General features: G+C 51.0%; 20 protein-coding genes. 12 read left to right on the top strand and 8 right to left on the bottom strand.

The features are described from left to right. Nucleotides 1-50 precede the first annotated feature (50 nt). Together E5355_RS03430 and E5355_RS03425 are read right to left on the bottom strand one after the other, a co-directional pair. The gene (locus tag E5355_RS03430) at nt 51-1,334 is read right to left on the bottom strand and encodes a peptidase U32 family protein (RefSeq protein WP_136009190.1); all 1,284 of its coding nucleotides are present in this window, start codon (nt 1,332-1,334) and stop codon (nt 51-53) included. A gap of 81 nt (nt 1,335-1,415) precedes the next feature. After that, nucleotides 1,416-1,874, bottom strand: coding sequence for a DUF2059 domain-containing protein (locus tag E5355_RS03425; RefSeq protein WP_136009189.1), 459 nt, complete (start codon nt 1,872-1,874; stop codon nt 1,416-1,418). A gap of 90 nt (nt 1,875-1,964) precedes the next feature. Between E5355_RS03425 and dusB the strand changes: the two genes are divergently transcribed. Beyond that, on the top strand, nt 1,965-2,945 hold the full coding sequence (gene dusB / locus E5355_RS03420; RefSeq protein ID WP_136009188.1) for a tRNA dihydrouridine synthase DusB: 981 nt from the start codon (nt 1,965-1,967) through the stop codon (nt 2,943-2,945). Between the two features lie 224 nt (nt 2,946-3,169). Here the strand turns inward: dusB and E5355_RS03415 are convergent, their stop codons facing one another. The 3 genes from E5355_RS03415 to E5355_RS03405 all read right to left on the bottom strand — a co-directional run bounded on the left by E5355_RS03415 (nt 3,170) and on the right by E5355_RS03405 (nt 6,133). Continuing rightward, nucleotides 3,170-4,135, bottom strand: coding sequence for a phosphatase PAP2 family protein (locus E5355_RS03415; RefSeq protein ID WP_136009187.1), 966 nt, complete (start codon nt 4,133-4,135; stop codon nt 3,170-3,172). After that, the gene (locus tag E5355_RS03410) at nt 4,126-5,133 is read right to left on the bottom strand and encodes an NAD-dependent epimerase/dehydratase family protein (RefSeq protein ID WP_136009186.1); all 1,008 of its coding nucleotides are present in this window, start codon (nt 5,131-5,133) and stop codon (nt 4,126-4,128) included. Before E5355_RS03410 ends, E5355_RS03415 begins: the two co-directional genes overlap by 10 nt. Before the next feature lie 61 nt (nt 5,134-5,194). After that, complete coding sequence (locus tag E5355_RS03405; RefSeq protein ID WP_136009220.1) at nt 5,195-6,133, bottom strand: cation diffusion facilitator family transporter; 939 nt, start codon at nt 6,131-6,133, stop codon at nt 5,195-5,197. A 190-nt stretch (nt 6,134-6,323) separates the two neighbouring features. Between E5355_RS03405 and rnr the strand changes: the two genes are divergently transcribed. Beyond that, the gene (gene rnr, locus E5355_RS03400; RefSeq protein ID WP_136009185.1) at nt 6,324-8,468 is read left to right on the top strand and encodes a ribonuclease R; all 2,145 of its coding nucleotides are present in this window, start codon (nt 6,324-6,326) and stop codon (nt 8,466-8,468) included. 160 nt (nt 8,469-8,628) lie between these two features. Then, a complete protein-coding gene (locus E5355_RS03395; protein ID WP_136009184.1) occupies nt 8,629-9,105 on the top strand; it encodes a pyridoxamine 5'-phosphate oxidase family protein in 477 nt (158 codons plus the stop codon). Between the two features lie 63 nt (nt 9,106-9,168). On the opposite strand, the gene cysK is transcribed toward E5355_RS03395, so the two are convergent. Beyond that, nucleotides 9,169-10,116 carry a cysteine synthase A gene (gene cysK / locus E5355_RS03390; protein ID WP_136009183.1) on the bottom strand — a complete coding sequence of 316 codons (948 nt, stop codon included), beginning with the start codon at nt 10,114-10,116 and terminating at the stop codon, nt 9,169-9,171. Between the two features lie 304 nt (nt 10,117-10,420). Between cysK and epsC the strand changes: the two genes are divergently transcribed. The 9 genes from epsC (at nt 10,421) to E5355_RS03345 (ending at nt 21,179) form a co-directional block, all read left to right on the top strand. After that, nucleotides 10,421-11,320, top strand: coding sequence for a serine O-acetyltransferase EpsC (gene epsC / locus E5355_RS03385; RefSeq protein WP_136009182.1), 900 nt, complete (start codon nt 10,421-10,423; stop codon nt 11,318-11,320). Nucleotides 11,321-11,508: 188 nt separating this feature from the next. Continuing rightward, entirely contained in the window at nt 11,509-13,002 is a 1,494-nt protein-coding gene (locus E5355_RS03380) for a THUMP domain-containing class I SAM-dependent RNA methyltransferase (RefSeq protein WP_136009181.1), read from the top strand. Nucleotides 13,003-13,211: 209 nt separating this feature from the next. Then, complete coding sequence (locus E5355_RS03375; protein WP_136009219.1) at nt 13,212-15,422, top strand: S9 family peptidase; 2,211 nt, start codon at nt 13,212-13,214, stop codon at nt 15,420-15,422. A 189-nt stretch (nt 15,423-15,611) separates the two neighbouring features. Further along, a complete protein-coding gene (gene purD, locus E5355_RS03370; protein ID WP_136009180.1) occupies nt 15,612-16,886 on the top strand; it encodes a phosphoribosylamine--glycine ligase in 1,275 nt (424 codons plus the stop codon). Nucleotides 16,887-17,074: 188 nt separating this feature from the next. Further along, on the top strand, nt 17,075-18,070 hold the full coding sequence (locus tag E5355_RS03365; RefSeq protein WP_136009179.1) for a hypothetical protein: 996 nt from the start codon (nt 17,075-17,077) through the stop codon (nt 18,068-18,070). Continuing rightward, complete coding sequence (locus E5355_RS03360) at nt 18,055-18,534, top strand: YqaA family protein (RefSeq protein ID WP_136009178.1); 480 nt, start codon at nt 18,055-18,057, stop codon at nt 18,532-18,534. Before E5355_RS03365 ends, E5355_RS03360 begins: the two co-directional genes overlap by 16 nt. Nucleotides 18,535-18,696: 162 nt before the next feature. Next, nucleotides 18,697-19,380 carry a tRNA (5-methylaminomethyl-2-thiouridine)(34)-methyltransferase MnmD gene (gene mnmD, locus E5355_RS03355; RefSeq protein ID WP_136009177.1) on the top strand — a complete coding sequence of 228 codons (684 nt, stop codon included), beginning with the start codon at nt 18,697-18,699 and terminating at the stop codon, nt 19,378-19,380. A gap of 52 nt (nt 19,381-19,432) precedes the next feature. Further along, entirely contained in the window at nt 19,433-20,338 is a 906-nt protein-coding gene (locus E5355_RS03350) for a metal ABC transporter solute-binding protein, Zn/Mn family (RefSeq protein WP_136009176.1), read from the top strand. 34 nt (nt 20,339-20,372) lie between these two features. Further along, nucleotides 20,373-21,179 (top strand): metal ABC transporter ATP-binding protein, encoded by an 807-nt coding sequence (locus E5355_RS03345; protein ID WP_136009175.1) that lies wholly within the window; start codon nt 20,373-20,375, stop codon nt 21,177-21,179. A gap of 82 nt (nt 21,180-21,261) precedes the next feature. On the opposite strand, the gene E5355_RS03340 is transcribed toward E5355_RS03345, so the two are convergent. Further along, entirely contained in the window at nt 21,262-23,151 is a 1,890-nt protein-coding gene (locus tag E5355_RS03340) for a hypothetical protein (RefSeq protein WP_136009174.1), read from the bottom strand. After that, on the bottom strand, nt 23,144-25,669 hold the full coding sequence (locus E5355_RS03335) for a glycoside hydrolase family 9 protein (protein WP_136009173.1): 2,526 nt from the start codon (nt 25,667-25,669) through the stop codon (nt 23,144-23,146). The genes E5355_RS03340 and E5355_RS03335 overlap by 8 nt, the downstream gene beginning before the upstream one ends.

The following is a 25,669-nucleotide window of genomic DNA, read 5'->3' as shown; positions in this document are numbered from 1 at the left end:
TTAAAATGATACACCTTTTATACATGGTTTTCCGATTATTTCCTTATAGGTCAACCGCGTTGCTTCTCCACATCCAATCCTTTGAACTTCTTCAGTTCTTCTACGGTAACCAGCTTGTAGAGTTTGTCACTGGGACGTATTTTCACCGATTTCATCGAGAAATGCTCTCCTTTCTTCACGGTCTGCACGGGTTTCAAATCAACGCGCGCCTCGTCCAGAGTGACGAATTCGGCACCCGTCGTGGGACCCGTAATCAGCAGTTTGTCGCCTACGTTCACTTCGGCCGCCTCTACCAGAAACTCCGCCACACCGATGTTGGAGAAGTATCGGATGCCCTTGCCCACATAGATTTTACGCTCCGTAGCGGCAGAACCGTAGTTCTTGGTCCATTCGCCCAAGCGTTGTCCCAAGTAGTAGCCATCCCAGAAACCGCGGTTGAAGACCGTCTTCAGGCGTTCGTCCCATCGGGCAATTTTCTCATCGGTAAACGTATCGTCCAGATAAGCCCCGATGGCCTCTTTATAACATTCCACCACCGTACGCACATACTCGGGACCGCGGGCACGTCCTTCAATCTTGAATACACGAACACCCGCATCCAGCATCTTGTTCATGAAGTGGATAGTTTTTAAGTCTTTGGGCGACATGATGTATTGGTTGTCCACTTCCAATTCCACATCCGTCTCCTTGTCGCGCACCGTATAGCTGCGGCGGCATACCTGCATGCAGGCCCCCCGGTTGGCCGAGTGGTTCATTTCGTGCAGCGATAGGTAGCACTTTCCGCTGACCGCCATGCAAAGCGCACCGTGGCAGAACATCTCTATGCGTATCTGCTTCCCGCCAGGGCCGCAGATATTCTCCTCACGGATATGGCGGTAGATTTCCGCTACCTGCTCCAGATTCAGTTCGCGTGCCAGCACCACCACATCGGCAAACTGCGCATAGAAGCGGAGAGCTTCCACATTGCTGATGTTGAGCTGTGTGCTGAGGTGTACCTCCTGCCCTATCCGGCGAGCATAGCTCATCACCGCCACATCGGCGGCAATGACTGCCGAGATGCCTGCCGCCTTTGCCGCATCTACGATAGTATGCATCAGCGGGATGTCATGGTCGTATATGATGGTATTGACGGTGAGGTAGCTTTTCATGCCATGCTCGTCGCACGTCCGGGCTATTTCCCGCAGATCGTCGATAGTGAAGGTATTGGCCGAACGGGCACGCATGTTCAGGTTCTCGATACCGAAATAGATGGAGTCGGCACCCGCTTGTATGGCTGCTGCGAGAGATTCGCGTGAGCCTACCGGTGCCATGATTTCGAAATCTTTCAAATCCATAAATCATATATTTTGAGCTACGGGCTACAAGTGGCCGGGCTCTGTTCCGAAAGGCACTCGTAGCTGCTGGTAGCTAGTAACTTATTTTCCCTGTGCCTGCAATTCCTGTTGAAGTTCAGCGGCAATCTCCATTCCCAGCTTTTGCCCTATTTGCATACCCTCAGTCATCATGGCAGGAGTAGAAGCACCCAGTTTCTTTCCGACAGGCGATTCATAGAAAGCAACGATTTTCTTCAAATCATCCAGTGTGAGGTATTTCTGATAAACGGGAGCATAAAGTTCTGCCAGCCTGCTGCCAAACTTTCCTTCCCATTTCTTCTGAAAACCGTCCCAGAAAGAAGCCGATGCCGACGACTGTTGCTTCAACATAGAAACCATCTGCGGCACCATAGTCTTTGCCGACGCCATAGCGCCGGACAGTTCCAGCATTTTTTCCAATGTAGCCTTATACTCATCACTCGGCACTTGTGCCAAAGCCGAAGGCGCGGCAGCAAACAACATTGCTACACATATCAGAATTAAAACCAAACCTTTTTTCATAATTCCATATTAGTTAAATAAATGAATGATACAAAGGTAGGCTTTTTTCCGTATTTTTGCAGTGAAATAATCATTTAGTTCAATCGATTCATGAAAATAGGCCACATAGACCTGGGCGAACGTCCCATATTTTTAGCTCCGATGGAGGATGTCACCGATCCTGCTTTCCGCCTGATGTGCAAGCACTTCGGAGCAGACATGGTATATACCGAGTTCGTTTCTGCCGATGCCTTGATACGCTCCGTAGGCAAGACCCGGCAGAAGCTGAACATCAGCGATGAAGAACGGCCCGTGGCCATACAAATATACGGACGGGACACCGCCACCATGGTAGAGGCCGCCCGCATCGTGGAGCAGGCACGTCCGGACACGCTGGACATCAACTTCGGCTGCCCCGTGAAACGCGTGGCAGGCAAGGGTGCCGGTGCCGGCATGCTGCAGAACATTCCGCTGATGCTGGAAATCACCCGTGCCGTGGTAGATGCCGTGAAGATTCCCGTCACCGTAAAGACCCGCCTGGGCTGGGATGCCAACAGTAAAATCATCGTCGGCCTTGCCGAGCAGTTGCAAGACTGTGGCATTGCCGCCCTCACCATTCACGGCCGTACCCGCGCCCAGATGTATACCGGTGAGGCAGACTGGACTCTTATCGGCGAGGTGAAAAAGAACCCACGCATGCACATTCCCATCATCGGCAACGGTGATATCACCACTCCCCAACGGGCCAAAGAGTGCTTCGACCTCTACGGTGTGGACGCCATCATGATAGGCCGTGCCAGCTTCGGCCGCCCGTGGTTCTTTAAGGAAGTGAAGCATTATCTGGAGACGGGCGAAGAACTCCCTCCGCTGAGTTCCGAATGGAGGCTGAACGTACTCCGCCAGGAAGTGGAAGACAGCGTCAACCTGCTGGACGAGCGACGGGGCATACTGCACGTACGCCGCCACCTGGCAGCAAGCCCACTCTTCAAAGGGATTCCCAACTTCCGCGATACCCGAATAGCCATGCTGCGGGCAGAGACGAAGGAGGAACTGTACCGCATCTTCAAGGAAATAGAGCCATTGCTACCTTAAACGGTTGTCTCACATTTTTACCACCATCCTACTTGCTGACCGTTTTTGCTCCTACCCCTCCCAGAACACCTTACATAAGGGGGTAGAATGAGTCACTGACTGAAAGGCATTCAGTCAGTGAGTGAAAGGCATTCAGTCAGTGACTGAATCAGCTTCATTCAGCGGATGAAATGAAAACGCTGCGCAAGCATGACGCCACCAAGATATATTTGTATAAAAAACGGTCATTTAAACATCGGCTGCGCAAACCATCGCTTGAACATCCACGTAGCCAAGATATAAATGCCGAAAGCCGATACGAAACCCACGATAGAGTCTATCAGGTAATGTGCCTGGATATAGACCGTAGCCCCGCACAGCAGCAGATAGAAAGGAAACAGGCAGGCAAACAGACGCTTGCTGCCACGCCATGCCATAATCATCAGTACCGTAGACATTCCGACGTGCGAACTGGGAAAAGCTGCCGTGGGACGCTCACCCACCTGCTGGGAACTCTCCACCAGATTGTAGAAGAAGCCATGCTCATAGCCCGGACCGGGAAGAAGTTCCTGATGGTGATGGAAATAGTCACCGATGGACGGGAAGATACCTTGCGCCACATGGTCGCTTCCAATGGCGGGGAAGTAGAACTGCGGCCCGGCAACGGGGACGAAGATATAAATAAGGTAATAGATGAAGAAAGCGGTGACGATGACGAACGAAACCTTCTCGAAAAGGTCGAAACGATAAAGGAAATACCACACCACCACCAGCAGAATCATCGGATAATAGAAGAAGTATCCCATATTGAACGGCTCGCTCACCCACATCTGCGGAAACCTTTCACAGAACCATACAGCAGGCTGTCCACCAAACATCCACTGCTCCACCGACGCGAACACGTGGTCGAGATTGGAAAATATCCGGTTGAACTCAAAGGTGTCGGGATACCAATAAGAAAGCAGCGACATCTGGATGGCTATGCGCACAAAGGCGGAGAACTTGCAGGGCGCCAGCCGATAAAGATACATCAGCAGGAAGGTCATGCCTGCAATGACGGCACGGTCTGCAAGCATCTGCACCGGATGGTCCATTTCCTGAAAGAGAAACAGAATGAGAATGGAAGTCAGCAGATTGTATATCAGCGTAACCTTCTCTACCGCAAAAAGCCCCTTACGGGTTTCTACCCTTCTAAATAAATCTAAAGCCATCCCTTATCCTTATACCAGGCAATGGTTTCATTTACACCCCGTTCCAGATCGTACTCAGGACTGAAGCCCAGTTCCTCGACAGCCGGTGTGATGTCGCACTGCCAGTTGCGTTGTTTCATTATTCTATACTTGTCCGAATTGAGCGTACTGGTCTTGTTCTGCCGCTTCGCCCAGAATTCAGCGAGCAAAGATACGACTTTCAATACAATTAACGGACATCTCAGGCGAATAACAAACGGATTGCCCAGTTCTTTCCTTATCAAGTCGGAAAAAGCACGGCTGCTGTACACCTTCCCGTCAGCCAGGAAATAGGCGCGGCGTGACACCCGCTTCTCTATCCCGAGGAAGACGGCCTGCACGATGTCCTTTACATATACAAACGTCAAGTCCTGGCGGCGGAAGCCCACGGAAAAGTCCGTATGTTGCCGGATGGACTTTGCCATGAGGTAATAATCCTTCTCACGCGGCCCGTATACACCCGTCGGCCGGTAGATGACGTAGGGGAAACCCGGAACGCTCTGCAAATAAAGTTCTGTTTTCAGTTTACTGAGTCCGTAGGCGGTATTGGGCGAAGGGGTGTCGCTCTCCATAATCGGGTCGTAGGTCTTCTCGCGCACCGGGCCGAACACACTCAGCGTACTGATGAAGACAAACTGCTTGGGAATCATGTCCAGCTCCCTCAGCGTATCGATGAAGCATTTGGTCTGCAGGTAATTCACCAGCTCGAATTCGTTCTTGTCCACACACTTCGTTACACCGGCACAATGGACAATATAATCAAACTTATTGTAGGTTCCTTTATGTTCCGAAAGCTGCGCCCTCAGTTCATTGGGGTGCGCAAAATCCAATTCGAGGAAATGCAGTCTGCGGTCACCCAGATACTCGCGGCTGCTGGACGAGCGTACACCCGCCCACACGCCGAACTTGCGCCTCAACGCCTCCTCCACGATGAAACTTCCGATAAATCCGCTTGCTCCTGTAATTAAAATCGATTCCACTTCTTCAGTTACAAATTACTAATTACTTTTCATCCGGTCTGTCACCTTGACGCTCCTTGTGTTACTCTGTCGCCCGGTTGCTCTTCTTCACCGGCTCCACATGGATGCTGACCAGTGTTCCTTTGCCGAACTGCCTTTTCAACTTGTTCTCCACCGCCGTTGCCATCTCGTGAGCTTCCTCCAGCGAGATGCTGCCATCCATACGCACATGCACCTCGATGGCACAATAACTGCCGATGCGGCGCGTACGAAGGTGATGCGGCGAGCTGATACCGGGAAAAGAGAGAATTATCCTTACTATCTCATCCTCTACCTCGGCAGGCAATGATTTCTCCAACAGTTCATCCACACAGGGTATCAACAACTGCACGGCCACCTTCATAATGAAGAAGCTGACAACAATCGCCGCCACCGGGTCCAGCACCCGCCAATGGTCACCCAGAAGAATGGCGCCAGCTATACCCGCCGCCGTGCCTATGGACGAAAACGCATCACTCCGGTGATGCCAGGCATTGGCAACAACCGCCTGCGAATTCAACTTCCTGCCCTTGAATACGGTATATTGATAAAGCACTTCCTTGAAAATGATGGATACCAATGCAGCCACCAGCGCCAGCATGGCGGGCTCCTGCAAAGAACCGCCTTGCAGGAAACGGTAAATGGAGGAAGCCCCGTTCCAGAAAATGCCAAATCCCACAAACAACAGTAAAATACCGATAATGGCAGTTGCCAGCGTCTCGTACTTGCCATGACCGTAATCGTGCCCTTCATCTTCGGGCTTCGCCGAAATGCGTACAAAAACAATGACAACAATATCTGTTATGAAATCCGACAAAGAATGCACCGCATCTGCCAGCATGGCGGCACTGTGACCCATAATACCTGCAAAGAACTTGAAGACAAGCAAGAGAAAGTTTACCACACTTCCCACAACCGTCACCCGGTAAATGGCCTTTTCCCGCGTGGCATCCGCTTTTTTATTCAGAGTCTGCATTTCCATCTGCTTTTCGTTCAAGATACAGCCTATCTTCGCTTTTTGTGCAAATATAGTACATAAATCCATTACAATCTGTCGTTCCTTCATTATTTTCAATAGGATGGTAATATTTTAAAGTCTGAGTGAACGAAAGGACGTATTTATTTGTTTACTTTGCAAGAAAGAATAATGTGCACATTAATTTATCATCATTATGGCCAAAAAGAAAGAAAAGAAAGCCGGCAAACGCATGAAGAAGAAAGAACTCGTCAAAGTGTTACTTGAATTCTTCCACACAAAGCAAGACGAAGTATTATCCCTGAAATACATCTTTGAACAACTTCATCTCACCACACATCCGCTGAAAATGCTGTGTATGGACATCTTGTCCGAACTGTTGATGGACGACTACATTACAGAGGTGGACAAACACAAGTACAAGCTGAACAACCACGGCGTGGAAATGACCGGAACCTTCCAGCGCAAAAGCAATGGCAAGAACTCCTTCATCCCCGAAGATGGAGGCGAACCGATATTCATAGCCGAACGCAACTCGGCACACGCCATGAACAATGACAAAGTGCGTATCGCCTTCTGTGCCAAACGTCGCGGACGCGAAGCCGAAGGAGAAGTCATCGAGATACTGGAACGTGCCAACGACACCTTCGTGGGTACTCTGGAAGTTGCCAAGTCATACGCTTTCCTTGTAACGGAAAACCGTACGCTTGCCAACGACATCTTCATCCCCAAAGAGAAACTGAAAGGCGGCAAGACGGGCGACAAGGCTATCGTCAAGATAGTGGAATGGCCCGACAAAGCCAAAAATCCCATCGGCCAGGTAATAGACATCCTGGGACGCGCCGGAGACAACACCACCGAGATGCATGCCATCCTCGCGGAATTCGGCCTGCCATACGTCTACCCCGCCGCCGTAGAAAAAGCAGCCGACAAGATACCCGCCGAAATCTCCGCCGAGGAAATAGCCCGACGCGAGGACTTCCGGAGTGTAACCACCTTCACCATCGACCCCAAGGATGCCAAGGACTTCGATGACGCCCTCTCCATCCGCAAACTGAAAGAGGGAGTTTGGGAAGTGGGCGTACATATCGCCGACGTGACCCATTACGTGAAAGAGGGCGGCATCATAGACAAGGAAGCCGAGAAGCGTGCCACATCCGTCTACCTCGTGGACCGTACCATCCCGATGCTTCCCGAACGGTTGTGCAACTTCATCTGCTCCCTCCGCCCCGACGAAGAGAAGTTGGCCTATTCCGTCATCTTCGAAATGACGGAAAAGGGAGAAGTGAAGAACTCTCGCGTAGTGCACACCGTCATCAAGAGCAACCGCCGCTTCACCTACGAAGAAGCCCAGCAAGTCATCGAAACAGGGAAAGGCGATTACAAAGAAGAAATACTCGAGCTGGACAAGCTTGCCAAGTTTCTGCGTGAGAACCGCTTCAAGGCCGGTGCCATCAACTTCGACCGCTACGAGGTGAAGTTCGAAATCGACGAGAAGGGCAAACCCGTCAGTGTCTACTTCAAGGAGTCGAAAGACGCCAACAAGCTGATAGAGGAGTTCATGCTGCTTGCCAACCGCACCGTAGCCGAAAAGATAGGCCGTGTGCCCAAAGGCAAGAAAGCCAAAGTGCTGCCTTACCGTATCCACGACCTCCCCGACCCGGAGAAACTGGACAATCTGGCACAGTTCATCGCCCGTTTCGGCTACAAACTGCGCACCGGCGGAACAAAAACGGATGTGTCCAAGTCCATCAATCACCTGTTGGACGACATCCAAGGCAAAAAGGAAGAGAATCTGATTGAAACCGTATCCATCCGTGCCATGCAGAAAGCGCGTTACTCCACGCATAACATCGGCCATTACGGACTGGCTTTTGATTATTACACGCATTTCACCTCGCCCATCCGCCGTTTTCCGGACATGATGGTACACCGCCTGCTTACCAAGTATCTGGACGAAGGAGGCCGCAGCGTGACCGAACAAAAGTACGAAGCCCTCTGCGAACACAGCAGCAGCATGGAGCAGATAGCCGCCAATGCGGAACGCGCCTCCATCAAGTACAAGCAAGTGGAATTCATGACCGAACGCCTGGGACAGACCTTCGACGGTGTCATCTCCGGCGTAACGGAATGGGGACTCTACGTGGAGCTGAACGAGAACAAGTGCGAAGGCATGATTCCCATCCGCGACCTCGACGATGACTATTACGAATTCGACGAAAAGAACTACTGCCTGCGCGGACGCCGCAAAAACCGGATATACAGCCTGGGAGACGCCATCACCGTCAAGGTGGCACGCGCCAACTTGGAAAAGAAGCAGTTGGACTTTGCACTGGTGTAACCTCACCCCCGGCCCCTCTCCGAAAGAGAGGGGAGAGCAATGAATTGAAAACTTGCGAAACTTGAGTGAAGTGAAATAAAGAATAACCCTATAATATTAAATATCCCCACTTCCCCACTCCCCTCTCTTTCGGAGAGGGGCCGGGGGTGAGGCTTTGCACATGAAGACAATTACTATTACAGACCCTACACAGATTGAGGAAATTATCCGTAAATGCCCATACTGCATAGTGGGCATCACAGACCTTGAAGGAAACCCATATGCGATTCCCATGAACTTTGCCTATCAAGACGGGGTAATATACTTGCATTCCGGCCCGGAAGGCAGTAAAGTGGAGATGGTAACAAAGCACCCGCAAGTTTGCATCACCTTCTGCGAAGGACACGAGCTGGTCTATATGCACCAGCAAGTGGCATGCAGCTACAGCATGAAGTCGCGCAGTGTCATCTGCCGCGGGAAAGTACACTTCGTGGAAGACATGGAAGAGAAGCGACGCGTACTCGACATTCTGATGAAGCAATATACGGAGAATGAATGCAAATATGCCGAACCCGCCGTACGCAATGTCAAGATATGGGAAGTGAAAGTAGAGAAAATGAGCTGCCGGTCGTTCGGATTAAGACCGAGCGAACTGTAAATACCATCTGCCGATTACCTGCTCCGCATTGATGAAGCGGATAACCGGCAGAAATGCTTACTTCTACAACGGGTATTCCTCAAACGCATACAACAGCGTCGAAAGATACCGTTCTCCCGTATCGGGCAGCAGCGCTACAATCGTCTTTCCTTCATTTTCGGGCAGTCTGGCCAGGCGGGCAGCCGCAGCAACGGCAGCTCCCGAAGAGATGCCGACCAGCAATCCCTCATACTTCGCCAGTTCGCGGCCCGTACGGATGGCATCATCATTGGATACCTGCAGCACTTCGTCTACCACGGCACTGTTATAGTTCTTGGGCACAAATCCGGCACCGATACCTTGTATTTTATGGGGAGCGGGCTTCCCACCGGAAAGTACGGGAGAATCTTCGGGCTCCACAGCCACAATCCTTATCTTTGGGTTGTTGGCCTTCAGGGCTGCACCCACACCGCTCACCGTGCCTCCCGTACCTACACCGGCCACAAAAATATCCACCCGGCCGTCTGTATCACGCCAGATTTCCTGTCCCGTAGTACGCTCGTGCATTGCCGGATTGGCAGGATTATCGAATTGCTGCAAAATCAGCGAGCCGGGGCTGGCAGCTTTCAGTTCTTCGGCACGAGCTATGGCGCCTTTCATACCGTCGGCACCCGGAGTCAGCACCAGTTCCGCACCGAGAGCTTTCAAGAGGTTGCGGCGCTCCAGGCTCATCGTGTCGGGCATCGTCAGTATCAGCCTGTAGCCTTTGGCAGCGCTCACGAAGGCCAGTCCCACGCCCGTATTCCCACTGGTAGGTTCGATGAGGGTGGCACCGGGCTTCAACAGCCCTTTTGCCTCGGCATCTTCTATCATGGCAAGCGCCACGCGGTCTTTCACACTGCCGGCAGGGTTAAAATATTCCAATTTGGCGATGACACGGGCTTTCAGCCCCTTATTCTTGTTATAATTATTCAACTCCAGCAAGGGAGTGTTGCCTACCAGATCGGTGAGGCGGTCTGCTATCTTCTTCATACCCATATATGTTAAATTACTCATTCGCCCACGGCTCTTTCAGTTAAGGGAGTTGCCGGGAAGTTATCGGGAGTAACCTGATTGTTTTGCCGAAGTTACTCCTTGATAATTACTATAGACAACTTCCCGGCAACTCCCTTAAAGGAAAAAGCCGGGTCATTTCTTATGAGACAAAAGTAGCGCGGAATTGGTTCGCGGGAAATACCACAAATATGGTAAATACATACTATAAATGAGGGATATGTAGGATATTTGACGAGGATTTCCTATCTTTGTTGCCACTTTTAAACTTAAGGATATCATAATGAGTCCACTCAACTTTACCCACATTTTGACACAAGCAGTCGATGAGCTATCGGAAAGCGAGTCATACAAGGGACTGTTTCACCAGCATACGGACGGCAACCCGCTGCCTTCGGCAAAAGTGCTGCGCGACATCATCGAACTGGCGCGAGCCATCATCTTCCCCGGATATTTCGGAAATTCCACGGTCAACAGCCGAACGGTGACTTACCATATCGGTGTCAATGTAGAACGCCTGTTCGACCTGCTGACCGAACAAATCCTTGCCGGCCTCTGCTTCGCAGGCGACGGCGAATGCAACTGCTGCACCGAGCTGCAACGGGAAGAAGCCGCCCTGCTGGCTGCCAAGTTCATCAGCAACCTGCCGGCAATGAGACGGGTGCTTGCCACAGATGTGGAGGCTGCCTACAACGGTGACCCCGCCGCACAGTCGTTCGGCGAAGTCATCAGCTGCTACCCGGCCATCCGCGCCATCAGCAACTACCGCATCGCACACGAGCTGCTCAAGTTGGGTGTTCCCCTCATTCCCCGCATCATCACCGAAATGGCGCACAGTGAAACGGGAATCGACATCCATCCGGGAGCAGAAATCGGCGGTTATTTCACCATCGACCACGGTACGGGCGTGGTAATCGGCGAGACCTGCATCATCGGCAACAACGTGAAGCTGTACCAAGGTGTGACCCTCGGTGCCAAGAGCTTCCCGCTGGACGAGGACGGCAAGCCCATCAAGGGTATTCCCCGCCATCCCATACTGGAGGACAATGTGATAGTCTACTCCAACGCCACCATACTGGGACGCATCACCATCGGACAGGGAGCCACCGTGGGCGGCAACATCTGGGTGACGGAGGACGTTCCGGCAGGAGCGAGAATTGTACAGACAAAGGCGAAGAAATGAAAAGCCCGGAATCCTGCTTAAAAGGCAATATTGCTGCATCTGACAGGCACTTGTGTCTGTCACGTCAGACACAAGTGTTCAACGCAACAGACACCAGTGTCTGAGCCGACAGACGCCAGTGTCTGGCAAACGGGAGACAAACTACTGATAAACAACAGAATAAAAACAGTAAAATAGTAAATAAATAGATGAGCGAACAATCTTTTGAAATGATTGCCAAAACCTTCCAAGGACTGGAAGAGGTACTGGCGCAAGAACTGACTGCACTGGGCGCCAACGATATAGAAATAGGCCGCCGCATGGTATCTTTCAGTGGAGACAAGGAAATGATGTACAAGGCAAACTTCTGCCTGCGTACAGCCATCCGGATACTGAAACCCATCAAACACTTCACAGCCAAGAATGCCGACGAGGTTTACGAACAGATTAAAGCCATCCGATGGGAAGACTATCTGGATACGGACAAGACCTTTGCCGTGGACGCGGTTGTATTCAGCGAGGAGTTCCGTCATTCCAAGTTCGTTTCCTACAAGGTGAAGGATGCCATCGTGGACTATTTCCGTGAGAAGAGCGGCGAACGTCCCGGCGTGCGTGTCAACAAACCGGACGTGCTGCTGAACATACACATTGCCGAAACCAAATGTACACTCTCTCTCGACTCCAGCGGCGAATCGCTGCACCGCCGCGGTTATCGCCAGGAAGCAGTAGAGGCCCCACTGAATGAGGTGCTGGCCGCCGGCATGATATTGATGACCGGCTGGCGTGGTGAATGCGACCTGATAGACCCGATGTGCGGCTCGGGAACCATTCCCATTGAAGCGGCGCTGATTGCACGCAACATCGCTCCGGGCGTATTCCGCAAGGAATTTGCTTTCGAGAAGTGGGTGGATTTTGACCAGGAGCTGTTCGACACCATCTACAATGACGACAGCCAGGAACGCGAATTTACGCATAAGATATACGGTTACGACAACAACCCGAAGGCAAACGAAATTGCCACACACAATATAAAGGCTGCCGGCGTAAGCAAGGATGTAGTACTGAAGCTCCAACCTTTCCAGCAATTCGAGCAACCTGCGGAGAAATCCATCATTATCACCAATCCGCCCTACGGCGAACGTATCTCTACCAACGACCTGCTGGGACTTTACTCCATGATTGGCGAGCGCCTGAAACATGCCTTTACGGGCAACACTGCGTGGATTCTTTCTTACCGCGAAGAGTGCTTCGACCAGATCGGGCTGAAAGCCACCTCCAAAATTCCTTTGTTCAACGGTGCGCTGGAATGTGAATTCCGCCAGTACGAAATCTTCGACGGAAAGTACAAGGAATTCCGTGCCGAAGGCGAGGAGCTGAGCAAGGAACGCAAAGAGTTTCGTCCGGCCGGGGGAGAACGGAAAGAGCTCAAGCCCGGAGAAAGAAGGGAGCCCCGTCCGAGATTCGGTGGAGAAAGACGCGAATTTAATAGGGAAAAACGTGAATTCAGCGGCGAACGCAGACCGAGAGAATTCAGAGACGGCGAGAAACGCGAATTCCGTCCAAGGGAAAGAAGAGAGTTCAAAGACGGGGAAAAACGGGAGTTCAAACCGAGGGAAAGACGTGAATTCGGCGGAGAACGCAGACCGAAATCGGGAGAGTCTTACCCGGAAAGAAAAAGAAGGGAGACGGAAGATAAACAATGAAGGAACTTTCCTGATTAGCGTCGTAGATTATTGAAATTCAAGGGGGATGTATCAAAACACCAAAAACATGAAAATCACCCCTGTCACAGATATCTGTAGCAAGGCTTTGCCAAACTCAGTGCTACCATACAAGTGAGAAGCACCCCCGACAGGCAGAGTAGAAGTGAAAGTATTCAGAAAAGAGAACAACAAAAACAATGACAAGGAGAATGAATGCAAAGGAAATAAGTAAGAGCATTCTTGCACTGTTGATGGCAGTGCCTGCTCTGTTTACAACAAACGTTATGGCACAAGAACTGAAAAAGCCGACTTTGGAAGATTTGATTCCCGGAGGCGAAACGTATCGTACCCCCGAAAACCTGCATGGATTGCAATGGTGGGGTGATGTTTGTATCATTGCGGACATAGACAAAGTAAAGGCCGTGAATCCGCAAAACGGCAAAGAGACAGTACTTTTCACCCGCGAAACCGTGAACCGCGCCCTGAAAGCCGCCGGACTGAAAGAGCTGTCGCACCTCTACAATCTGAAGTTCCCCTGGGCGGAGAATACTGAAGTCCTGCTCCCCCTACCGCAACGCTACGCCGTCTACAACTGGCATATGGACTCTGTGACCGGACGCGATGACCTGCCCAAAGAGCCTGCAGCCAATTACGACTACAACACTGCAAGCCATAACCTGGCTTACACCGTAAAGAACAATCTCTACGTGAACGGACAGCGCGTGACCAACGAACCCGAAGGCATCGTCTGCGGACAAAGCGTACATCGCAACGAGTTCGGCATCTCGAAGGGCACATTCTGGAGCCCGTCGGGAGACCTGCTTGCCTTCTATCGGATGAACGAAAGCATGGTCACCCCCTATCCGCTGGTGGACATCACGTCAAGAATAGCCGTAACGGACATGATACGCTACCCCATGGCCGGCATGCTGAGCCACGAAGTAGAGGTAGGTATCTATAACCCTGCCACCCAAAAGACCATCTACCTGAACATGGGAGCCCCCAAAGACCGCTACTTCACCAACATTACCTGGGCACCGGACGGGAAAAGCCTCTATCTGATAGAGCTGAACCGCGACCAGAACCACTCCGTTCTCCGCCAGTACGACGCAGAAACCGGAGAGCCCATAAACGGCATCCTCTACGAAGAGAAGCATCCCAAATATGTGGAACCCCAGCAGCCCATCCTCTTTCTGCCTTGGGACAGCAGCAAATTCATCTACCAAAGTCAGCGCGACGGCTACAACCATCTGTATCTGATGGATACCAAAAACCAGATGTATCCCGAGACACACTCTGCATCCGCAGGAGGCACTTACCGTCAGGGCTGCAAAGTGAAGCAACTGACGCAAGGCGACTGGCTGGTGCAGAACGTGCTCGGCTTCAACAAGAAGAAGAAAGAAGTCATCTTCACCGCTACCAAGGAATCGCCCCTGCAAAGCAATATATATAAGGTGAACGTAAACAATGGCAAGCTCACCGCAGTGGGTAACAACGAAGGAGTGCACCGCCCTCTGTTATCTGCATCGGGAGGCTACCTGATAGACCGCTATTCCACTCCCCGGATTACCCGCAATATCGACATCGTATCGACCCAGAACGACAAGGTCGCAAATCTGCTGGTAGCCACGAATCCCTACGAGGGCTTTGAAATGCCCAGCATAGAAGTAGGCACCATCAAAGCCGCCGACGGCAAGACAGACTTGTACTACCGCCTGATAAAGCCTGCCGACTTCGACCCGGCAAAGAAGTATCCCGCCATCGTCTACGTATACGGCGGCCCGCACGCCCAGATGATAACGAACGGCTGGATGAACAATGCCCGCGGCTGGGACATCTACATGGCAAACAAAGGCTATATCATGTTCAGCCTCGACAACCGTGGCAGCAGCAACCGTGGACTGGAGTTTGAAAACGCCACCTTCCGCCAGCTGGGCATCGAAGAGGGCAAGGACCAGGTGAAGGGTGTGGAATTTCTGAAAAGCCAGCCTTATGTGGACGGAGAGCGTATCGGCGTGCACGGCTGGAGCTTCGGAGGACACATGACCACGGCACTGATGCTGCGCTATCCCGAAATTTTCAAGGTAGGCGTTGCCGGCGGACCGGTTATCGACTGGGGATACTACGAGATAATGTACGGTGAGCGCTATATGGACACTCCGCAAGCGAACCTGGAAGGCTACAAGCAGACGAACTTGAAAAACCTTGCCGGTAACTTGAAAGGACATCTGCTCATCATACACGACGACCATGACGACACCTGCGTGCCGCAGCATGCCCTTTCGTTCATGAAGGCGTGCGTGGATGCCCGCACCTATCCCGATTTGTTCATCTATCCCACGCACAAGCACAACGTTCTGGGACGCGACCGTGTGCATCTGCACGAGAAGATAACAAGATATTTTGAAGACTATCTTTAACGTACAATTTGCCATTTACAATGTACAATCTGCTATGCAGTATCACAGTATAGCCTGATTATACATTGTAAAACGGAATCATAAAGCGAAACAAATCATTAAAAGTATAACACTTGTACAGATTACCATCTGCCTGTCACGTAGCACAGCCCGATTGTAAATTGTACATTGTAAATTGTAAATGGAATCATGAAAGTATTATTATTAGGCTCCGGTGGCCGCGAACACGCTCTGGCATGGAAGATTGCCCAAAGCCCGAAAGTAGAGAAACTATATATCGCTCCCGGCAATGCAGGTACAGGCGAAGCAGGCGAGAATGTGAACCTGAAGGCGACAGACTTTCCCGCACTCAAGACCTTTGCCCTTGAGAAAGGAATCGACATGATTGTTGTGGGTCCCGAAGACCCCCTGGTACAAGGCATCTTCGACAGCTTCAAGGAAGACCCTGCCACCCGCCATATTGACATCATCGGCCCCACCGCCAAAGGTGCCACTCTGGAAGGCAGCAAGGAATTTGCCAAAGGCTTCATGATGCGCCACAACATCCCCACTGCCCGCTACAAAAGCATCACTGCCGACAACTTGCAGGAAGGACTCGATTTCCTCGCAACCCTCGAAGCGCCCTACGTTCTGAAGGCCGACGGGCTGTGTGCAGGCAAGGGCGTACTGATTCTGCCCACGCTGGAAGAAGCTCAGAAAGAACTGAAGGAAATGCTGGGCGGCATGTTCGGCGATGCCAGCGCCACGGTAGTCATTGAAGAATTCCTCAGCGGCATCGAGTGTTCCGTGTTCGTGATGACAGACGGCCGCCACTATAAGGTCTTGCCCGTAGCCAAGGATTACAAGCGTATCGGCGAAGGCGACAAAGGCCTCAACACCGGTGGTATGGGCAGCGTTACCCCCGTGCCTTTTGCCGACGAAACATTTATGGAAAAAGTACGCACCCGCATCATCGAACCTACCGTAAACGGCCTGCTGGAAGAAGAAATCGGCTATCAAGGCTTCATCTTCCTGGGACTTATCAACGTGAAGGGCGAACCTATGGTGATTGAATACAACGTCCGCATGGGCGACCCCGAAACCGAAAGTGTGATGCTGCGCATCAAGAGCGACCTGGTAGACCTGCTCGAAGGCGTTGCCAAAGGCGACCTCGACCAACGTGCATTGGAATTCGACCCGCGCACAGCCGCTTGCGTCATGCTGGTGAGCGGAGGATATCCGGAAGCTTACGAAAAGGGCAAGGCAATGACCGGATTCGACCTCGCCGCCCAGACCGACAGCATCTTGTTCCATGCCGGAACGGCCACGAAAGACGGGCAGACCGTAACCGCCGGTGGCCGTGTCATCGCTGTCTGCTCCTATGGCGAAACAAAGGAAGAAGCTTTGCAGAAGAGCTACCGCGTAGCCGACATGATAGACTTCGAGAAGAAGTATTTCCGTCGCGACATCGGATTTGACTTATAAGAGCCTCTCCCCTAACCCCTCCCCCATAGGGAGGGGAATAGGGATGGTCTGTAAATGTAAACAGAAAAAAAGAAGCTTACGCAGGCAGAGGGGAACAAAGGACAGATTGTGAATAAGATAAACAGTAAACATAAAACAGAAGTAACCAACCTCCCCTCCCTACAGGGGAGGGACCGGGAAAGAAGCTTATGAGAACCAAACGATTCCAGAACCGGATAACGGCAGGGCGGTTCACACTACCCGCCGCTATCCTGATTTCAGTATCCTGCTGGACACTGACCGCCGTTCTGTTGTCCGAGACGGAGACACAGCAAAACGGATATTCCCTTTGGGAAACATTCTGCAACTTCTGCATCCCCACCTGGGCAAACCGTCTCTTCAGCTTCATTCTGTATGCCGTCATCGGGTATTTCCTGATACAGCTTAACAATACGTTTGCCATCATCCGGATGCGGGCATCGGTACAGACTTCTGTCTACCTTCTGCTGATATCCGTCTGCCCCAGCCTGCACATGCTGTATGCGGGAGACTTGGCAGCCGCCTCCTTCCTTGTGGCACTGTTCTTCCTCTTCAGAAGCTACCAGCAGGTACGGCCCACAGGCAGTCTCTTCCACGCCTTCTTCTTCATCGGACTGGGCAGCCTGCTTTTTCCGCAGCTCATGCTGTTTGTCCCCATCTTCTGGATAGGCGCCTACAACTTCCAGTCTCTCCAACCCAAAAGCTTCTTCGCTTCATTGGTAGGATGGAGCGTACCCTACTGGCTGTTACTGGGACACGCCTTCTATCACGGACAAATGGAACTCTTCCGCCAGCCCTTCCGCGAACTGGCAACCTTCGCTCCCGTCCGGTTCGACTATCAGCCGTGGGAACTCGCCACCCTCGGGTATCTCCTTGTTCTGTTCATCGTCAGCGCGGCACACTGCCTTATTGCCGGCTATGAAGACAAGATACGTACCCGCAGCTATCTGCACTTCCTCATCCTGCTGAATTTCTGCATCTTTGTCTATATCGGACTGCAACCGGCATTATGTGTCCATCTGATGTCCTTCCTGCTCATCAGTGTCAGCATCCTGGCAGGACACTTGTTTGTACTGACAAATAGCCGCAGTTCCAATATATTCTTCATTTGTGCATTCATCGGATTATTCATTCTATTAGGATTCAACATATGGACGCTTTTGTAGATACACTCGTACAGCTGCTAATTGACTGGGGATATGTCGGTCTGTTCATCTCTGCCCTATTGGCAGGAAGCATCATTCCGTTCAGTTCCGAGATAGTGATGGTAGCACTGGTCAAGGTCGGTCTGAGCCCGGCACTGTGCATACTCTCCGCCACCTTGGGAAATACGCTGGGAGGCATGACGTGCTACTACATGGGACGTCTGGGACGTATAGACTGGATTGAGAAATATTTCAAGGTAAAAAGGGAAAAGATAGAACGGATGCAGCATTTCCTCCAAGGGAAAGGGGCACTGATGGCTTTCTTCGCCTTTCTGCCTTTTGTGGGAGAGGCCATAGCCATTGCACTGGGCTTCATGCGCAGTAATCTGATGCTGACCACCACGTCCATGTTTGCAGGGAAACTGGTGCGCTACATAGCTATGCTGTGGGCACTGCAAGGAGCCATTTCGATGATGAATTATTGACATGTAGTGAGTTTGAGCAATAGATGTATAGATACAACGCGTTGGATGTATAGATGCAACGTGCTGGATGTATAGATGCAGCACGCTGGATATATAGGCACAACAACACGCTGAATCACAGAGAATTAAACTAAATAAAAACATTCAACAAAAGCAGAAGTGATGCAACGAATCATAGAGAAGACGGAAGACGGAAGTGCGACACTGTTTGTACCGGAACTGAATGAACATTATCATTCGGTAAAGGGGGCACGTACAGAGTCACAGCACATCTTCATCGACATGGGACTGAGGGCATCCGCTACTGTCCGCCCGCATGTCCTTGAAATCGGCTTCGGCACCGGGCTGAATGCCCTGCTCACACTAGAAACTGCCGAAAAGGAAAAGAAACATGTGCACTATGCCGGCATCGAACTTTATCCGCTTGCATGGCCGGAGGTAGATGCGCTGAAATATAGCGACAATCCTCTGTTCGAGGAACTGCATCAGGCTGCGTGGGAAGAAGAAGTCGCCATAACTCCTTATTTCACACTGAAAAAAGTGCGGGCAGATGTCGAAACAATAAGCATTGACAACTTGTTAATGATTAATAAATCTCCGTTCGATGTTGTCTATTTCGATGCCTTTGCACCCGAAAAGCAACCGGGAATGTGGGAGGAAAAAGTCTTCCGGAATATCCATGCTGCCATGAGCACCGACGGCGTGCTGACCACCTACTGCGCCAAAGGGGTGGTACGCCGCATGCTGCAAGCCATAGGATTCAAGGTAGAACGTCTTCCGGGCCCCCCCGGAGGAAAACGGGAGATATTGAGGGGAAGGAAAGAGGAAGTGAAAATAGATAATTGATGCCCCTTGCCACGGCCCCGCCAAATTGCAAATTGTAAATAATAGATTGTAAATGAAAAAGTTTTGTTTTTTACTCCTCATAGCCACCTTGCTCTTCTCGTGCAAGCAAGAAGGCCAACAGAACAAGAAGAAGAATGACGATAAACCCGTGATTACCGTCACCATCGAACCGCTGCGGTATTTCACCGAAGCCATTGCCGGTGATGAATTCACCGTCGTCAGCATGGTGCCCAAAGGTTCAAGTCCGGAAACCTACGATCCCACACCCCAGCAGCTTGTCGACCTTGCCCGAAGCAAGGCCTATTTCCGCATCGGATACATCGGTTTTGAACAGACATGGACGGAAAAACTGACGGACAACGCTCCCCACCTGCAATTCTTCGATATGTCCAAGAATGTGGAACTTATTCTGGACGATACTCATGCGCATCATCATAAAGACGGGCATGCACACGAGGAGCATGCACATGCCGGTGGTGTGGAACCACACATCTGGAATTCCACCATCAACGCCCAAATCATTGCCGGAAACATTCTGAATGCACTCTGTGCCATAGACAAAGCCAATAAAAGCGCCTACATGGAACGTTACAACGCACTCATCCGGCAGATAGAGCATACAGACAGCCTCATCTGCCAGATGCTTTCCAGCCCGAGTGCCGACCGTGCCTTCATGATTTATCATCCGGCACTTTCCTACTTTGCCCGCGACTACAACCTGCACCAGATTCCTATCGAAGCCGGTGGAAAGGAACCCTCTCCCGCCCATCTGAAGAACCTGATAAACTCCTGCAAGAAAGAGAAGGTACGCGTCATCTTTGTACAACCGGAATTCGACCGCAGCAATGCCGAACTCATCGCCCGGCAGACCGGAACCCGGGTGGCGGATATCAATCCCCTCTCATACGACTGGGAGGAGGAGATGATGAATACCGCCAGAGCGCTTGTAAAAGAATAAACGATGATTCTGTCCATTTAACGAAGAAGAAGCTATGCCTGCATCCCCCATTATAGAGATAAAGAACCTCAGTGCCGGATACGATAACCGGACTGTACTGCATGATATAAACCTGACTATCTACGAACATGATTTTCTGGGCATCATCGGTCCCAACGGTGGCGGAAAGACTACGCTTATCAAATGCATACTGGGACTGCTGAAACCCACTGCCGGAGAGATACTTTATCATCCCTGTTCCCCGTTGCCCGAATCAGTCGGCTCTCAATGCCCCCCCCTCAATGCTCGATTATCCATGGGATATCTACCCCAGTACAGCAGTATCGACCGGAAGTTTCCCATTACAGTAGAAGAAGTCATCCTTTCAGGCCTCAGCAGCAAGAAGCCGCTTACTTCGCGCTTCACCGCCCGACACCGGGAAAAGGCCCGCCATGTGATAGCCCGCATGGGACTGGAAGGCATGGAACAACGCGCCATAGGTGCCTTGAGCGGCGGACAGTTGCAACGCGCCCTCCTGGGCCGTGCCATCATATCCGACCCGCAGGCAGTGATTCTCGACGAACCCAACACATACATCGACAAGCGTTTCGAAGCCCGCCTCTACGAGCTGCTGGCAGAGATAAACAAGGATTGTGCCATTATTCTCGTCAGCCACGACATCGGCACGGTGCTGCAGCAAGTCAAGTCAATTGCCTGTGTAAACGAAACCCTGGACTACCATCCCGATACCGGCGTTACGGAAGAATGGCTTGAACGCAACTTCAACTGCCCGATAGAGTTGCTGGGGCACGGGACACTGCCGCACAGGATATTGAAAGAACACAAGCATTCTCACGGATGACTGGAAGCAAGGGAGGCCGGCCCATTGTGGAACCGACCTCCCGTAACCCTTCTGAATAACTATCCAACAATCTTCTTATCCGTCACTTATATTGGAAAGCCTTATACGAATGGGGCAGTAATGACAAACGGAAAGAGTTCTTTGGTGTCACCAGACGCCTGCTCTGTACGGGTTCGGCAGGAAGGGGAGCCAGAATATCCCCACTCTCCAGATTTCCCAACCTCGTCACCCCATCATCGGTAACGATACGCACTTCCACCGGTTCATCATTGAAATTCTCCACCACCAGTGTTTTATTGTCATACACAAACAATCCGACTTTGGAGGGAGCCTCCAGATAGACATCCATATCCTTACTCATAATGCGGCGAATCTCGTTCAAGACTTTTGCCGGAAAATCATATAAACTCCCCATATCGTCGGGAATGGTAAGAACATACAGATTACCGGTAGCATACGGGGCTCTCAACAGAATAGGATAGCCCGAAACTCCACCCGTCAGCGGACGACCGGCACTGACCATCTCCCAAGCATCATTCGTATAATACTGCACCTGCGGAATCAATAAGTCACGTCCGGACTGCCCATGACGGCCGAAATCATTGACAAGGGCTTTCAAGTCAGTACAACGCAACTCGGCTATCTCTGCAAGCTTCTCAGGAATGGCTTTCAGCAAACTGCTTGTCACCACCACATCACGTCCGCTTTGCAGTTGTCTCTTGATTTTAGCCACGATTTCCGTATCTTGCGCAGCTTGTGCAGTCAGCAGAACCACTTGCTGGTCTTCCGGAAAAACAGGACGCATATCCATCGGCAAACCTATCATGCCCAAATAGTTCTGAAGGAAATCATCACCGGCGGCATGAAAAGGCTTGTAGGATTTTATACCCACCGGATTCCCCAGCTTATGAATCAACTTATCCGTTTGTTTCAGCACAACACCGGCTATACGGGCCATCGTGGTAGGTTCTACCAAAGAGCCGTCTTCCAACCGGATGGGAGCGGTCACCTCATCATAGTTAAAGCTGGTACCCATTCCCTGCCAGGGAGTACGGTATTTAGGAGACAACTTCACATCCAGAAGCTGGTGATAGGCAAAGAGAATAATCTCGGGAGCCTTGGCAAGCATGGTCAAATGAAGCTGTTCGGCATACCGGTCCATACCCATGTTCAGTCCACCTACATCGACCCATCCCCCACCGTTATAACCCGGACGCAGGTTATCGAAATAACGGATAATATTATAACTCAGATAGTTCTGCAAATGCTGATTACCTGCCGGGTCCCTTGTTTCAGTACCGGTCCAGACACCGTCAAAGAGCTGGGGACCTTCCTCCAAATTAAATCCCAAACCTTGAAAGTGATCATACCAGTTGGGATATTTGATAATCACCTTTACCTGAGGATTCACTTTCTTGGCAGGTTTCAGCACGAGGTCACGACCGGCCTCGGTCATCAGCTTCAAGCGGTAGTCCGTCCAGCTCTGCATTCCTTTTGCCTTTATTTCTATGTCGGACTTGCAGCTGGTGAAGAAGAAATCATCCAGAATAAACTCATCAAAGTGTTTCGCCGTGTGTTCCGCAATCTTTTGCACCATCTTGCGGTGTTCGGGATTGGAATAGCAGAATGTCTCGAAACTGTTTGCCTCGTTGATGGTATAGGTAATACCTCCAGCTGTCTCTATACCCCGGTCATGAAAGAATTTCTTTGCCTGCTCCAGAGTGGCATCCTCCACAACCAGCAAGTCCCGGTGTGTTTCCAGATAAATCTTGTCCACTTCCAACTGTTGTGAAATCACATTCCAGGTAGAATCCAGCCAATGGATGTCCTTCATCTTGTCTACCTCGTAAGCACGGACATAAATGGATACTTTGAAACTCTCGTAAGCTTTTGCCTGCATGGTCATATTACAAACCATGCAGAGCAGAAAAACTACAATTACAAACTTATCTACCTTTATTTTACTATTCATTGCAATTCAATATTTTATTAGACGCCAATACCATATACATAAACCACGTAGCATGTCCACCCAGGCAATACTCACCTTCCTGCCACAAGAACGGAAAATGAAGCAGTTCCGGTAGATCGGGACGAATCAGATTAGTACCCGGAGAAACTCCACCCGGGATATAAGACCAATCAGCACGATTGACACCATAGGCGGCCTTCATCGTTTCGGCACCAACCCCCGTTACAAAAGCTGCCTGGTTACGTCCCGGATGCATACCCAGCAGATACTGGACGGCATTAAAAATGTAGTCCGGTGTAAATAAGTCAGGATAAGCAGCATGTAAATAACAGTAGTTATAGCCCAAATGCTGAGGCTCCCATGAACCGGAAGAACGGTTACCTCTGTCATGCGGCACTCCATACGGAGTTTTACTGCTATACTCCTGATACATGGCCTGTAACTCCGGCAATGCCTTACGAATAGCCTTGCTGAAACGGACATTGCCCACAGCCTGGTCGAACCGTCCGATGAACCAGCCCGTCTGACGGATATTCTTGCAGATGAAATCCTGCTGCTGCAAAACGAAATCGCGGTACCCGGCTTCCTTCGTTGCCAGATAAAGCTCTACGGCGGCATGTACTTTCGTTGTCAGTATCCAATTGTTATCACAACGTGTAATCTTAAACAGCTCACGGGCTATTTCCAGACAATCTGCCGCCAGAGTATCATTATGTCCCTTCAGCACGCGTGAAATACCTGCCAGCCAAGCGGCCACCTGTAACTCACGTCCCGGATTGTCTTCCGTAAACACCCAACGGTCATCAGCCGTTCCACTGACATGATCAGTATGGGCCGAAGCATCTCCCAAGTGTGCATATTGCCGTACAGTAGGACACAAAATTCCTCTATAGAGGCGTCCCAATGCCTTCCAACCGGCTACTACGGTCAAAGCCCCGTTTTCCACTTGCTGTAACAAGTCGTTTTTCCCGTCAGGCTGGTGTATCTCTACAATCCGTTTTTCGAAATCAATGGAAGTCTCGTCCCAGTAGGCGCCGAAATTCTCACAAGCCATAGCGAGGATATAGGCTTCACCTGCCTGCGACTCCACACGCAGGTCATAATCGCCTGCATCGTGCCAACCGCCTACGTTCAATCCCGGAACAAGATCGCCCGGCTGATATTTGCACAGAGTAGAAGGTCCCTGGCTATATCCGTCAATGTGATTGATATTCGTTTGGGCCATTCGGGCATCGTCCTGGTGACAGAAGTCATGCCATACACGATACTTCTCGTTGACACGCATGTGACACATCTGTACCGGCAGGAAATATTCCACCTCCGCCTGCCAGATTCCTTTATCCCAAACATCCTTTGCAATACGGAACACCGGAGAAGCCACATCACCGTACATCACCTGATAAAGTCCCTCTTCCGTAATTTCCGTAAAGTCGAACTGCAAATAATGGTAACGCTGGAAATCTCCCCAATCCTTGGCAGCCTGCTGCTTCACCAGTTTCCTGCCATCGGCTGCAATACGGTAGAGGGCAGGTTGCCGGAAATCCGTATCCCGTTTGTCCAATTCGATGACAGCCACTTTCTTCTGTCCGGGATGATAACCCACTTGGGAAGTCTGTACTACCGGTGCATAGCGCCACTCCTTGGTAACTGTGGGACGGATAATCCATTTTACCGCATCCCCTTTCGTTCCTGCCGGAAATTCCGAACGAAGTACAAACCAACCGTTATTATGGTTTATCCGTCCGTCATACAGCATCAAATCCCCCTTCTCACTCTCAATCATAATCTTTGCCAACTCATCCTGCGGATTGAGCACAAACTTTTTTCCCGCGGCAAGAGGAGCAGAGACAATATCATCGGCAATCATCGGATTATAAGTCTTCCGGTCCAGAAGCAACTGGTCCAGGCTGGCTTTCCCCTTAGGATTGAAATCTCCGATATGTTCCATATTAGAGGTCTGCTTCATCGTGGGTCCCATCGCCTGATGAGGGAAAACGCCCGTCTGGTTATCCATTATCCAAGGCTTGCCCAACAAAGTAGAAGGCACCAACTCCAGATTGAAACCGAGTTTCCCGGCAAAGCGTTCCGGAACCGGCCGGTCCAAATCAACAGTCAATACCAAATAGTCCTTCTCCCCTTTCACCTTAATAGTATAGCCGAAAGCAAAATCCGGATAGAGCATCGGATTGAAACCCGCCATATGCTTGGACGAGTCAGGATAGCTCAGTGTGACACGGATTTCGTTAGCGACCTCATCCACCACCCGTTTCCGCATCTTGGGCAATCCCTGCCATTGTCCCTGCGAAATCTCAAAACGCACATCACCGCCTGCGGCCCTGCGGTCTCCATTCAAAACCAAAGTGACACCTCCCTGGTGTCCTTCGGGATAAACATCACTGAACACCATCACATTGGCCCCGTGGTTTTCAAAATACCCCGACGGGTTAATCTTGAAGTCCTGGGCTTGCAAACCTGCACAAAACATCAGCGATGCCGCACCTATTATCAATTTCTTCAT

The organism is Bacteroides muris (ex Afrizal et al. 2022) (genome assembly GCF_004793475.1).
Lineage (GTDB): Bacteria > Bacteroidota > Bacteroidia > Bacteroidales > Bacteroidaceae > Bacteroides > Bacteroides muris.
This window is presented reverse-complemented; position numbering and strand designations above follow the sequence as displayed.

What these genes read in the sequence shown, in the direction of transcription:
- E5355_RS03375 (WP_136009219.1), top strand. Translation starts at nt 13,212, where the DNA reads ATGAATGCAAAGGAAATAAGTAAGAGCATTCTTGCACTGTTGATGGCA.
- E5355_RS03365 (WP_136009179.1), top strand. Translation starts at nt 17,075, where the DNA reads ATGAGAACCAAACGATTCCAGAACCGGATAACGGCAGGGCGGTTCACA.
- cysK (WP_136009183.1), bottom strand. Translation starts at nt 10,116, where the DNA reads ATGAAGAAGATAGCAGACCGCCTCACCGATCTGGTAGGCAACACTCCC.
- E5355_RS03395 (WP_136009184.1), top strand. Translation starts at nt 8,629, where the DNA reads ATGAAGACAATTACTATTACAGACCCTACACAGATTGAGGAAATTATC.
- rnr (WP_136009185.1), top strand. Translation starts at nt 6,324, where the DNA reads ATGGCCAAAAAGAAAGAAAAGAAAGCCGGCAAACGCATGAAGAAGAAA.
- E5355_RS03415 (WP_136009187.1), bottom strand. Translation starts at nt 4,135, where the DNA reads ATGGCTTTAGATTTATTTAGAAGGGTAGAAACCCGTAAGGGGCTTTTT.
- E5355_RS03425 (WP_136009189.1), bottom strand. Translation starts at nt 1,874, where the DNA reads ATGAAAAAAGGTTTGGTTTTAATTCTGATATGTGTAGCAATGTTGTTT.
- E5355_RS03340 (WP_136009174.1), bottom strand. Translation starts at nt 23,151, where the DNA reads ATGAATAGTAAAATAAAGGTAGATAAGTTTGTAATTGTAGTTTTTCTG.
- E5355_RS03335 (WP_136009173.1), bottom strand. Translation starts at nt 25,669, where the DNA reads ATGAAGAAATTGATAATAGGTGCGGCATCGCTGATGTTTTGTGCAGGT.
- epsC (WP_136009182.1), top strand. Translation starts at nt 10,421, where the DNA reads ATGAGTCCACTCAACTTTACCCACATTTTGACACAAGCAGTCGATGAG.
- dusB (WP_136009188.1), top strand. Translation starts at nt 1,965, where the DNA reads ATGAAAATAGGCCACATAGACCTGGGCGAACGTCCCATATTTTTAGCT.
- E5355_RS03350 (WP_136009176.1), top strand. Translation starts at nt 19,433, where the DNA reads ATGAAAAAGTTTTGTTTTTTACTCCTCATAGCCACCTTGCTCTTCTCG.
- mnmD (WP_136009177.1), top strand. Translation starts at nt 18,697, where the DNA reads ATGCAACGAATCATAGAGAAGACGGAAGACGGAAGTGCGACACTGTTT.
- E5355_RS03405 (WP_136009220.1), bottom strand. Translation starts at nt 6,133, where the DNA reads ATGGAAATGCAGACTCTGAATAAAAAAGCGGATGCCACGCGGGAAAAG.
- E5355_RS03430 (WP_136009190.1), bottom strand. Translation starts at nt 1,334, where the DNA reads ATGGATTTGAAAGATTTCGAAATCATGGCACCGGTAGGCTCACGCGAA.
- E5355_RS03380 (WP_136009181.1), top strand. Translation starts at nt 11,509, where the DNA reads ATGAGCGAACAATCTTTTGAAATGATTGCCAAAACCTTCCAAGGACTG.
- purD (WP_136009180.1), top strand. Translation starts at nt 15,612, where the DNA reads ATGAAAGTATTATTATTAGGCTCCGGTGGCCGCGAACACGCTCTGGCA.
- E5355_RS03345 (WP_136009175.1), top strand. Translation starts at nt 20,373, where the DNA reads ATGCCTGCATCCCCCATTATAGAGATAAAGAACCTCAGTGCCGGATAC.
- E5355_RS03360 (WP_136009178.1), top strand. Translation starts at nt 18,055, where the DNA reads ATGGACGCTTTTGTAGATACACTCGTACAGCTGCTAATTGACTGGGGA.